The 11,813-nt window shown below is 62.3% G+C and carries 11 protein-coding genes; 4 read left to right on the top strand and 7 right to left on the bottom strand.

Annotated features, from left to right (window positions below; all coding sequences use genetic code 11):
• The coding region (locus tag EOA32_RS24740) for a MucR family transcriptional regulator (protein ID WP_067320912.1) at positions 1-427 on the bottom strand (427 nt) is incomplete at its 3' end.
• Positions 428-839: 412 nt separating this feature from the next.
• Positions 840-1,208, bottom strand: coding sequence for an SH3 domain-containing protein (locus tag EOA32_RS24735; RefSeq protein ID WP_128373124.1), 369 nt, complete (start codon positions 1,206-1,208; stop codon positions 840-842).
• Positions 1,209-1,328: 120 nt separating this feature from the next.
• Between EOA32_RS24735 and EOA32_RS24730 the strand changes: the two genes are divergently transcribed.
• Both EOA32_RS24730 and EOA32_RS24725 read left to right on the top strand, forming a co-directional pair.
• Complete coding sequence (locus EOA32_RS24730) at positions 1,329-3,428, top strand: S9 family peptidase (RefSeq protein ID WP_128373123.1); 2,100 nt, start codon at positions 1,329-1,331, stop codon at positions 3,426-3,428.
• A 100-nt stretch (positions 3,429-3,528) separates the two neighbouring features.
• Positions 3,529-3,918: an SET domain-containing protein-lysine N-methyltransferase gene (locus EOA32_RS24725; RefSeq protein WP_066998147.1), complete on the top strand. Its 390-nt coding sequence runs from the start codon at positions 3,529-3,531 to the stop codon at positions 3,916-3,918.
• A 25-nt stretch (positions 3,919-3,943) separates the two neighbouring features.
• Here EOA32_RS24725 and EOA32_RS24720 read toward each other — a convergent pair whose 3' ends face one another.
• The 5 genes from EOA32_RS24720 to EOA32_RS24700 all read right to left on the bottom strand — a co-directional run bounded on the left by EOA32_RS24720 (position 3,944) and on the right by EOA32_RS24700 (position 9,811).
• Positions 3,944-6,541, bottom strand: coding sequence for an AMP-binding protein (locus EOA32_RS24720; RefSeq protein WP_128373122.1), 2,598 nt, complete (start codon positions 6,539-6,541; stop codon positions 3,944-3,946).
• A gap of 131 nt (positions 6,542-6,672) precedes the next feature.
• Positions 6,673-7,617 carry a cytochrome c gene (locus tag EOA32_RS24715; protein WP_066997676.1) on the bottom strand — a complete coding sequence of 315 codons (945 nt, stop codon included), beginning with the start codon at positions 7,615-7,617 and terminating at the stop codon, positions 6,673-6,675.
• 9 nt (positions 7,618-7,626) lie between these two features.
• A complete protein-coding gene (locus EOA32_RS24710) occupies positions 7,627-8,064 on the bottom strand; it encodes a cytochrome c (RefSeq protein ID WP_066997679.1) in 438 nt (145 codons plus the stop codon).
• 158 nt (positions 8,065-8,222) lie between these two features.
• Positions 8,223-8,825: a superoxide dismutase gene (locus tag EOA32_RS24705; protein ID WP_095830368.1), complete on the bottom strand. Its 603-nt coding sequence runs from the start codon at positions 8,823-8,825 to the stop codon at positions 8,223-8,225.
• Between the two features lie 107 nt (positions 8,826-8,932).
• The gene (locus EOA32_RS24700) at positions 8,933-9,811 is read right to left on the bottom strand and encodes a branched-chain amino acid aminotransferase (RefSeq protein WP_128373121.1); all 879 of its coding nucleotides are present in this window, start codon (positions 9,809-9,811) and stop codon (positions 8,933-8,935) included.
• A 251-nt stretch (positions 9,812-10,062) separates the two neighbouring features.
• On the opposite strand from EOA32_RS24700, the gene EOA32_RS24695 reads away from it, so the two are divergent.
• Positions 10,063-10,725, top strand: a complete 663-nt coding sequence (locus EOA32_RS24695) for a haloacid dehalogenase type II (protein WP_067320889.1) — start codon at positions 10,063-10,065, stop codon at positions 10,723-10,725.
• Positions 10,726-10,894: 169 nt separating this feature from the next.
• Complete coding sequence (locus EOA32_RS24690) at positions 10,895-11,713, top strand: L,D-transpeptidase (RefSeq protein ID WP_128373120.1); 819 nt, start codon at positions 10,895-10,897, stop codon at positions 11,711-11,713.
• The last annotated feature ends 100 nt before the right edge of the window (positions 11,714-11,813 follow it).

Below are 11,813 nucleotides of genomic sequence, written 5' to 3'. Positions count from 1 at the left end.
ACCGGCGACCCTTGGGCTTGCGGCCGAGGCCCATCTTCTTGGCCAACTGCGAACGGGCGGCTGCGTAGTTGGGAGCAACCATCGGATAGTTGGCGTCCAGACCCCACTTCTCGCGGTATTCTTCCGGGGTGAGATTGTAATGCGTCATAAGGTGGCGCTTCAGCGACTTGAACTTCTTGCCGTCTTCGAGACAGACGATGTAGTCGTCATGTACGGAGCGCTTCGGGTTGACGGCCGGCTTCTGCTTCTCGGCCGAAGGCTGCTCCGTCGTGCCGCCGACGCGGCCGAGCGCGGCATGGACGTCGGCAATCAGGTTCGGCAGTTCGCCGACCGGCACCGGGTTGTTGCTGACATAGGCCGCGACGACATCGGCAGTCAGCTCGATTAGCGCGTCCCCATTCCTTGAAGGTGTTTCGACGATATCCATTGTGCTCAGGCCCCAACGAGAGTTTGTTTTCTAGACTGCGCCCTTTTTCTGGATCGGGCATCGCGCGAAATTCATGCAGGCAAACCCTGCGATTCGCGTCGCGTCATCTTAATGACCCTGTGCTGCAAGTAAGTCAATTCACCTATTGAATTATATTCGGCGATATTCATCAAATATTGCCGATTCAGCTTCAAAAATTCGTGTGCCGTGTAACTTAGCGAGATTTTTCTGGCCGGACCAGTGCAGCCTGACGTGGCGCCAAGCACGCTTTTTACACCTCTGGTCGCGTCAAAACAGGTTCTTTATGCTTGGCTAAACTAATGTTTGGCCGCCCGGTGAGCGAAGAATCCTATGGATCATGGCGCGGACATTCATCCTCGCGTCGAACAGCCAAGTCGCCTCGACGAACCTCTCAGTGGGGTTTGATGTACTTGCCGTAGACCCAGCCGGTAACAAAATGACCGTTCTGCGCCGGATCGTGCCAGACCTCGCACCAGCGGTAGCGGATCGCCTGCCGCTGCTTCCAGTGCGATTGGCCGGCAATGTCGAGCAGATCTATCCCGCCCGTGCAACGGCCGGTCATCTGCAAGACAGTGCCATTCGGATAGGCCGCCTGTCTTTGCGATGTGTTTGACGGATACTTGCGCGCGTTGAGCGTGTCGCCGAACGGCACGCCAGCCACTTGCCAGGCCGCGAACACGGTTGCATGAGACTGGCCGGAAAAGGCCAGGACCGCCGAAGCGACAGCGAAAGCCACGGCGGCTCGAACATAGGATTTCATCTTTTCCCCTTTCGACTTACCTTGTGTAGACCACCTTGAACCCCGCCCTTTGAACCGCTGCTGAGCGACGCGTTCATTCGCCATTCAAGCAAATTTCAGGCAATTCCACAGCGAGACGCAATGACCAGAACCTCCGTCTTCCCGACCGCCATCCCGCCGCGGCCCGAGAAACGCCCCATCTTCGACGTTCATCACGGCATCACCCGCACCGACGACTACGCCTGGATGCGGGCCGCCAACTGGCAGGCGATGTTCAGGGACCCTGCACTGCTCGACGGCGCGATCCGCGCTCATCTCGAGGCCGAGAATGCCTACCAGGCAACGCTGATGGCCGACACGGCCGAGCTGCGCCGCAAATTGTTCGCCGAGATGAAGGGGCGCATCAAGGAGGACGACTCCACCGTGCCGATGAAGGACGGTCCCTACGCCTATGGCTCGTCGTTCAAGCTCGGCGGCGAGCAACCGCGCTACTTCCGCACGCCGCGTGATGGCGGCATTGAGGAGATCCTGCTCGACGGCGATGCGGAAGCCGAAGGCAAGCCCTATTTCCGTCTTGGCGGATTCGACCATTCGGCTGACCATCGCAAGCTGCTCTGGGCTTTCGACGACAAGGGCTCGGAGTTCTTCGCGCTGCGCGTGCGAGACATCGCCAGCGGCAAGGAACTCACCGATCAGATCCCGGATACAGGTGGCGGCGGCGTGTGGAATGCCGGAGACGACGGCTTTTTCTACACCCGCCTCGACGACAGCCACCGCCCGTCAAAAGTGTTCTTCCACGCGCTTGGCGACAATCCGGAGAACGATCGGCTGATTTACGAAGAGACGGATGCCGGCTTCTTCATGGATGTCAGCGGCACGCGTTCCAACGACTGGATCATGATCGGCATCAACGATCATGAAACCTCCGAATACCGGCTTCTGCGCGCCGACGAGCCGTTCGCCGAGCCGAAGCTGGTGGCGGCGCGCGAGACCGGCCTGCAATATGACCTGGAGGAAGGTGGTGACGTCTTTTTCATCCTCACCAATGCCGACGGCGCCAAGGACTTCAAGATCATGACCGCGCCGGTCGAAGATCCGGTGCAGGCCAACTGGAAGGAACTGGTGCCGCACGAGCCCGGCCGGCTGATCCTGTCGGTGCTCGGATTCAGGCACCACATGGTCAGGCTGGAACGCAAGGAGGGCCTGCCGCGCATCGTCGTGCGCGATCGGGCAAACGGCGAGGAGCACCTCATTGCCTTCGACGAGGAGGCCTTCTCGCTCGGCCTTTCCGGCTCCTACGAATACGACACCGAAGTCATGCGCTTCACCTATTCGTCGATGACGACACCGGCACAGGTATTCGACTACAACATGCGCAGCCGCGAGCGCGTTCTCTTGAAGACGCAGGAGGTGCCATCGGGCCACGATCCGGAGCATTATGTCACGCGCCGGCTGATGGCGCCGGCTGCCGACGGCGAGTTGGTGCCGATCTCGCTGATCCACCATCGCGACACGCCGCTTGATGGCTCGGCGCCCTGCCTGCTCTACGGCTATGGCTCCTATGGCATCACGGTTCCTGCCGCCTTCAACACCAATTGCCTGTCGCTGGTCGACCGCGGCTTCGTCTACGCCATTGCCCATGTGCGCGGCGGCAAGGACAAGGGCTACGGCTGGTATGACGACGGCAAGCGTCGGCACAAGATGAACACCTTCACCGATTTCATCGCCTCAGCGCGCCATCTCGTGGCCGAGCGCTACACGTCGCACGATCGCATCGTCGCGCAGGGCGGCTCGGCCGGCGGCATGCTGATGGGGGCGATCGCCAACATGGCACCCGAAAGCTTCGGCGGCATCGTCGCCGAGGTGCCGTTCGTCGACGTGCTCACCACCATGCTCGACGCCAGCCTGCCGCTGACGCCGCCGGAATGGCCCGAATGGGGCAATCCGACCGCCTCGGCCGAGGACTACGCGACGATCGCTGCCTATTCGCCCTACGACAATGTCGCGGCGCTCGACTATCCGCCGATCCTGGCGCTGGCAGGTCTGACCGACCCGCGCGTCACCTATTGGGAGCCGGCCAAATGGGTGGCGCGGCTGCGCGACCGCAAGGCGGGCGACAAGCCGGTGCTGTTCAAGATCAACATGGAGTCCGGCCATGCCGGCGCCTCGGGCCGGTTCTCGCGCCTGGAGGAGATCGCGTATATCTACGCCTTTGCGTTGAAAGTGACCGGCAAGGCCTGATTTTTCCCTCGCAATCGCGAGCACCTCGCGCTACGCAATGCGCCTCGTTTTTGGTCGCGGCCGGTTCGGGCCGCGCCATCCGTCATTCGCAGGGTTCGTCATGCTGCTCGTCGACGTCTATCTCGACAAATCGCCCATCCAGGGCATCGGTGTCTTCGCCAAACACCGCATTCCAAAGGGCACGTTGATCTGGAAGCTCGATCCAAGATTCGACCGCCGCATTTCGGTCGACACTTATGAGAACGAAAGCGGCCCGGTGAAGTCCTACCTCGATCGGTACTCCTATCCGGACAGGCGCGACCGGAATTATATCGTCTTCGAGGCGGACGATGCGCGCTACATGAACCATGCCGACGAGCCGAACTGCGACGTCTCCTCGCCGGAGGAAACCTACGCGCTGCGCGACATCGCGCCCGGCGAGGAACTGACCTGCGACTACAACCACTTCTTCGAAAACGGCTTCGATTTTTTGGGCGACCGCCACGCGTAATCGGAGCGACCGTGATCGAAGCGTCTCACGCCGAGAGCAATTCCGGCAAGCGCTCCATGGCCAATCTGCCGCGCAGGTGTCGGATGGCGGCCAAGGCTTTGCCGGCGATGACGCCTAAAGCGACGCCGCCGGCGATCGCAAGCAGTTGGAAGCCTGGAGCCGGGAGCCAGCCTGCGACAGGTGCCATCAAAAGCTCCGGGACGAAGCGATGGACCAAGTAGATCGGGAAAGCCGCGACGGCGACCTGCGTAACCGCCCGCCCCACCCCACCAGGCAGGCGAACACGCGGCAGGTAAAGAAGAGCCGAGAGCGCCGCGAAGATCGTCAAATACTTGACCGTCGTCCCCAGCCAGACCGACTCCCAAAAGGCTAGATACCCCAATACGGCAGTGGCAAATGCGGTCACGAGGAGTTTTCTGGCGGGAGTGTCGGCCAAACCGGCGCACCAGCCGAAGACCGCAAGGTGGAAGACCCAGTAGATCGCGAAGATCTGGCGGCTGCCTAAGTCCACGAACAATGGGACTGCAAAGCGCGCAGCGGCGGCAAACGCCAATAGTCCGATCGAGAAGGCAAAGGGTCGAGCCTGGGCGAGCTTGCTTAGAACCGGAACGGCAAAGGCGAGGGCGAAGACCAACAGCGTCTGCGCATAGGCCTCGATGAACCAGTAGAGATACGGGATCATCTCGTGACGCTCCGGTTCGGCATAGCCGAAGTTGCCGGTAAGGGTCATCGAGGCCCAGGGCGCCGCCTGCCAGGCGAGGGAGTAAGCGGCGACTATGAGAAAATAAGGGATCAGGACGCCGATCGCAGGTTTCAGCGCGTACCGGATCCGACCGGCAAGCAAATGGACCGACTGAAACCGCGCAAGGCTGTAGCCGACAAGCAGCATCATGATGCCGGAGCCGCCTGGGATAGGCCACAGCGTCTCGTGATGCACGACCACCAGCAGGATGGCGAAGGCCCTCAGCACGATATCGACAGGCGTCTCGTTTGCCTGGTCCGGCATGAAAGACCGTTTCGCCGAATGAAGATTTGTCAGGTCTCCAACGCTTAGTCGTTCCCAGCCGTCCGGCAGTTCCAAGCCGAGCCGTTCGAGTTCCAGAGCCAATTGCAAAAAGCGAAGGGAATCTCCGCCGAGCGACACAAAGCTGTCAGCGCGGCCGACCGGAAGCGGATAGAACACGCGGGCATAGGCTCCGGGCACGCCGCCACGTTCGGAGCGGATTTCCGCCCGTCCCAGCAACATCTCGCGTTGCAGGCAGCTATAGTCGATCTTGCCCGAAGCTAGCCTGGGAAAGTCGCCACGCGTCGAAACTCGAACCAGATTTGCGGGCAAGCGGCTAACTTCGGCCAGGATACGCTGTGCCCTGCCTGCCGAGCCGGGGCCGGTCACGTAGGCCTGTAGGCCCCGATCGTCGCCGAGCACCGCGGCCGCAATGCCCGCCCGCTCCATGGCCTGCTCCATGATATCGAAGCCGATCCTAAGGCCGGCAATCTTGGCAAAGCGGCTCTTGCGCCCGACAATGCGGAAGAAACCGTGCTCGTCCTGGACGGCAATATCGCCGGTGTTCAGGATCTCGACCTCAGCCCCGCGCGCCAGATCACAACGCTGCTCGGCGTAACCCATCATGACGTTCGGGCCGCGATAGACAAGTTCTCCAGGGATGCCCGAGCGGCTGACCGGCTCCCCCTTGTCGTCGACAAGGCCGAGGCTGCCGCCTGGGATCGCGACGCCGATCCGCTCCTCCCGGTCGGAGAGGCTCTCAGGCGGGACGAAAGCGATACGCGCAGTCGCCTCTGTTTGACCATACATGACGAAGAAACGCCCACCCACGGCGCGCAAGTGATCCCTGTACAGGCGGATGACGTCGGGGCTGAGCTGTCCACCCGCCACCGTCATCATGCGCAAATCCTTGAGCTTAGCGTTGCGGAAACGCATCCGTTCCAGGAGTTCGTAGGAATACGGGACGCCGGACAGATTGGTGCAGCCACCGTCGGCGATTATCTGGAGGAAATCGCCGTCCACGGCCGAAACACCGGGGAAGAGGATGCTGCCGCCGGCCATCAGATGCGAATTGAGGACCGACAGTCCGTAGGAATAGTGCAGCGGCAGCATGAGAGCGGCCCTGTCGGCGGACGAGAGTTCGAGATAGGTCGTGATCGCGCGCGCATTGGCTTCGAGATTGGCATAGGAGAGCCTGACCGCCTTGGCGGCGCCCGAGCTGCCGGACGTCATCAGCAGCAGCGCGAGATCGGGATGCAGCGGCTCAATGTTCCTCGCGGGCCAGGCTTCCTTCACGAGACGCCAGCGGCCATCGGCTCGGCGATAGGTGAAATCCGGCTGGAAGGCTGCCAGGAAATCGTCCCAGACCCTTTTGTCGCAAGGCGGCAGCATGGCCACCGCATGTCCCGCCCGCAGGGCTCCAAGATAGGCGACGACCGCATGCTCGGAGGGTTCCGCTGAGATAGCGACGAGCTGCTTTACCTCATCCCCCAGCCGTGTGGCGAAGTGCTGCGCAAGGTCGTCGAGCTCCGCATAAGACAGGCTGCGCCCGTCGGCGAAGAGAAGTGCTGCGCGCTGCTCGCCACGGACGAATTCAGACACAAGGTCGAGAGAGTGCATGGGCAAGGCTTCGGTCCGCCTGGAAACTGGCCGAAGCGCGTATGATACATGACTATTAAAGTCAACTAATATGGACGTGAGACATCACAGGCAGATCGCATCGATGGTGTCGCGCAGCCGATATGCATCGGTCAGCTCGCCGGCTTGCGCGCCGGATAGCCGTTGGGATGCGGCGGGACGGTCTTCAGATAGGCTGCGATCGCGGCGCGGTCGTCGGCCGTCAACTGAGCTATGTTGCGCTGCACGTCGACCATGGCACCGCCGACGGAATCGAAATCCGGCGTGAAGCCGGTTTCGAGATAGTTGGCGATGTCGGCCTCCGACCAGTCCTTCGTGCCGCCCTGCGGGGTGATATTGGGCACCACGCCCGAGCCCTCGGCGGCCACGGCTCCCGCCAGCCATTCGGCCTTCTTGACGCCGCCGGCAAAGTCGCGCGGCGTGTGGCATTCGCCGCAATGCCCGGGGCCCTCGACCAGATAGCGGCCGGCCAGCACCTTGTCGGGCGCGCCCCCGGGCAAGGCAATGACCGGTTCAGGGCTGACATAGAGCCGCTTCCAAAGACCAATGCCGCGACGGATGTTGAAGGGGAAGGAGAGTTTGTGGCCGGGCGCCTTGCCGGCGACCGCCGGCAGCGTCTTCATAAATGCATAGAGGTCGGCGATATCGGCCGGCTTCATGCGAGCATAAGAGGCATAAGGGAAGGCCGGATAAAAATGCTCGCCGGAGGGCGAAACGCCTTTCAGCATCGCATTGGCGAAGTCCTCCTCGCTCCAGGCGCCGATGCCGTCCTTTTGATCCTGTGAGATGTTGGGCGGTACGAAGGTACCGAACGGCGTCTTCAGCTCCAGCCCGCCGGCAAGCTCTAGGCGGGCATCACCCTTGGACCCCGGTTTGGCGTGGCAGGATGTGCAGCCGCCGGCAAAGAAGATGCGCTTGCCTTTCGCAGCATCACCGGGGCTAAGCTGCGCGACGGCCGCGGCATCAAGCCTGACGGGCGCTGACAACGCCCAGCCGGCGACCGCGCCGGCGCCGCCCAGCACGATGACGGCGCCGACGAGCTTCTTCAGCCACGCCATATCAGGCGATCAGCCCTTCTTGATCCTGTAGGTCTCATGACAGGCGCCGCAGTCGCCGCCGATGGTGTTGAGCTGCGCCTTGAGCGCATCGACATCGGCCGGCGGCGAAGCCACTGCCGCCTTGACGTCGGCCAGGAACTTGTCCCCGGCCGCCTTGAAGCCCGGCATGTCTTCCCAGATCTTCGGCGCCGCCGTGGTGTCGCCCTTGTCGCTGCCGGCCGGGAAAAGTTTCTCGGCATCGAATTTTTCGGCGTTCGCCTCCAACGCCTTTAGCGCCGTCAGCACAGCGGCGGCGTCGAAAGCCTCCTCGCCTTTGACGACCTTGGACAACTGGCCGGCGAGCTTGCCGCGTTCCTTCATCAGGGCCTGGCGATCCTTGATCGGGTCGGCATAAGCGGCCGAACCGGCAAAAGCGAGCAAAGAGATGGCGATGACAAGCTTTCTCATTCAATTGGCTCCATGGTGAAGAGAGTTCGCGACTAGACGTTAACGGGCGTTGCAGTGGAATTATTCCCTCCGCGCCGCAACGATTTTCTTGACTGGAATTGCCCTCCTGCGCCGGCAAAAGAAAAGCCCCGGTCATGCCGGGGCTTTTGTCGAGATGGTCAGCCTTTCGCCTTCTCGTAGAGTTCCAGGACATAATCCCAGTTGATCAGGCTGTCGACGAATGCTTCGAGATATTTCGGCCGCGCGTTGCGGTAGTCGATGTAATAGGAGTGCTCCCACACGTCGACGCCGAGGATCGGCGAAGCGCCATGGACCAGCGGGTTCTCGCCATTGGGGGTCTTCGAGATCGTGAGCTTGCCGTCCTTGACCGAAAGCCAGGCCCAGCCGGAGCCGAACTGGGTGGTGCCGGCGGCGACGAAGTCCGCCTTGAACTTGTCGTAGCCGCCGAGATCGGCATCGACGGCCTTCTGCAGCGCGCCCGGCAGCTTGTTGCCGCCGCCGCCCTTCTTCATCCATTTCCAGAAATGGATATGGTTGTAGTGCTGGGCGGCATTGTTGAAGAGCCCGGCATTCTTGCCGAAGGACTGTTTCACGACCTCTTCGACCGACAGGTCGCCCATTCCAGCCTCGGCGGCCAGCTTGTTGCCGTTGTCGACATAGGCTTTGTGGTGCTTGTCGTGGTGATACTCCAGCGTCTCCTTCGACATGTAAGGCTGCAAGGCCTCGTAGTCGTAGGGCAAAGCGGGCAACTCAAAAGCCATGGATGGTACTCCCTCAGGAAAAGTCCGGTGAAACTACCGAACTAAGATAGGTCTGGAATGGGTTGGGACAACTCCGGAACGAAGCGCCGAACGCCTTTTTTGTTCGCTCAGGCGGCGGAAGTCGAATGCGCCCAATCCCAATAGAGCTCGCGCGCCTTCTTGGCGACCGGTCCTGGCTGAAGGCTGCGGTCCTCGATGCGCGTGATTGGCACCACCTTGGAATGGTTGCCGGTCGAGAAGATCTCGTCCGCCTCGAGGAAATCGCGGATCGACAGCGTCTTCTCGGTGGTCCTGAAACCATAGTCGCCGAGCAGGTTGATCGTGCGCGAGCGGGTGATGCCGGAGAGGAAGGTGCCGTTCGCGGCGGGCGTCATCACATGGCCGTCCTTGACCAGGAAGATGTTGGAGGTGCCGGTCTCGGCGACATTGCCCAGCATATCGAGCACCAGCGCGTTGTCGAAGCCGCGCATCTTGGCCTCGAGGATGGCGCGGCCATTGTTGGGATAGAGGCAGCCGGCCTTGGCGTTGGTCGGCATGGTCTCGATGGTCGGCCGCCGGAACGGCGAGACGCCGATCGAAAAGCCCGAAGGCGGAATCATCGGTGACTCGTAAAGGCAGAGACAGAAGCGGGTCGAGGACGGGTCGGCCGGCACGCCCATATAGCCGCCATGCTCGGCCCAGTACATCGGCCTGATATAGACGGCGGTCTTGCCGTCGAATTTCTTCAGGCCGTCCCAGGTCAGCCCGACGATCTGCTCCGTCGTCATGGAAGGCTTCAGGCCGAGCGCGATCGCCGAGGCGTTGACGCGGGCGGCGTGACGATCGAGATCGGGCGCCACGCCTTCGAACCAGCGGGCGCCGTCGAAGACGCTGGTGCCCAGCCACATGGCGTGGCTGCGCGGTCCCAGAATGGCAACATTGCCCTCGTACCAGTCGCCGTCCACATAGGTCCATGTCGCGGACTGCGCCGCCGCCGCTAGTGTCATCGTTTGCCGTCCGTATGGATGAGTTCCGGCGTCCATAGGACGACGCTTTGACGGCCGGCGTCAACCGACATCGGAAAAAATCCTTGAGGCCAGAGGCACTTAAAGCACGGCGGACGGAAAGGGATGGGCCCTGTGTGTTGGGTTTTTGTGTTATGCGATCCTTTCCGAAAACCGCTGCCCACTTTTGGGCGACATGCATTAACCGCAATCAGCGCTTGCGCGGCAGGGCCGGGCGCCGCAAAACTCCTCCTATGCATCATGCAGCCTATGTCTTCGACGCCTATGGCACGTTGTTCGACGTGCACGCCGCGGTACGCCGCCATGCCGGCGAGATCGGGCCGGACGGCCAGCTTCTCTCCGAAATCTGGCGCGCCAAGCAGCTCGAATACTCCTGGGTGCGGACGCTGATGGGCGCCTATGCCGATTTCTGGCAACTGACCGAGCAGGCGCTGGACTTCGCGCTGCGCAAGGTGCCGTCGGCCGATCCGGCGCTCAGGGCAAGGCTGCTGGAAGCCTATTGGCGGCTCGACTGCTATCCGGAAGTGCCGGCGGTATTGAAGGCGCTGAAAGCCGCGGGAGCGAAGCTCGCGATCCTGTCCAACGGCTCGCCGGAAATGCTGCGGGCGGCGGTGAAATCGGCCGCCCTCGACCAGATCCTGGACGACGTCTTCTCGGTTGACGAGATCAAGCGCTTCAAGACCGATCCTTCGGTCTACGACATGGTGGTCACCGGCTGGCGGCTCTATCCGGGGGCGGTGTCGTTCCAGTCCTCCAACCGCTGGGACGTCGCGGGCGCCGCCAGGTTCGGCTTCCGCACCGTCTGGATCAATCGCGCCAATCAGCCCGACGAATACCGGGACTTTCCGCCGGGGCTCATCCTGCCCTCGCTCGAAGGCCTTCTGGCAGGGGTTTGAGGGTGCTGTTGCTGCAGTGCAACAGATGTGTCGCAGTCACAGCTTCGCCTTTGTTTGTCCACCCTGAGGCCAGAATTGGAACCGCCTATCACCGCCGACTGTTAACAGCTGCCGGCGGCCGGCCCGCGGATTCATGCATTCTTGCGATTAAGACCTAGAAAAGGCAACCATGTCAGACGCTTCCTTCCGCATCAGCCGCCGTGGCTTCCTCAATCTCACGGCCCTTGGAGCTGCTTCGGCGGTTTCCGCCTGCTCGACCACCGGTCCTCGCCCGGCAGCCGTGCAGCCGCCACCGCCGGCCTCTGTCGAGGCGCCGCTCGGCGACTACGCCACCATGTATGGGCCGATGTCCGACAACGGCTTCGACCTGCCGGCCATCCCGGTAAACAAGATCGATCACAGATATTTGCGCCAGATCGTTCCCGATCCGACCGGACAGCGCCCGGGCACCATCGTCGTCGATACCACCAACCACTTCCTCTATCTGGTGCGTGAGGGTGGCCAGGCGATCCGCTACGGCGTCGGTCTCGGCCGCGCCGGCTTCGAATGGTCGGGCGATGCGGTCGTGCAATGGAAGCAGAAGTGGCCGAAATGGACGCCGCCGGACGAGATGGTCGCGCGCCAGCCGGAACTGACGGAATACAGCGCCAAGAACGGCGGTATGCCCGGCGGGCTCAAGAACCCGCTCGGGGCGCGTGCGCTCTACCTCTTCAAAGGCAACCAGGACACGCTCTATCGTCTGCACGGGTCGCCGGAATGGTGGTCGATCGGCAAGTCGGTCTCGTCGGGCTGCGTGCGCCTGATCAATCAGGATATCATCGACCTCTATGACCGCGTGCCCAACAAGACGCCGGTCGTGGTCACAGCAGATGTCGGCCAGCCGATGGCCGACATGCCCGAGCGCCGGGCCATTCCGATCGACAACGGCGTGCCGGACGACTCTGTCCTGCTGGGGCCGGTGCCGCAGGAGAGCAGCGAGATCTTTTGATCCGGCGTTCGTCAGCGGTGCTTGGCGACGATATCCGCCAGCACCGCAACGCCGCGTCGCAACGCCTCCGCGTCGAGACCAGCATATCCCATGATGAAGC

This window comes from Mesorhizobium sp. M1A.F.Ca.ET.072.01.1.1, assembly GCF_004023325.1.
GTDB lineage: Bacteria > Pseudomonadota > Alphaproteobacteria > Rhizobiales > Rhizobiaceae > Mesorhizobium.
Note: the sequence above shows the minus strand (reverse complement) of the source record. Positions and strands in the feature narration are given on the sequence as shown.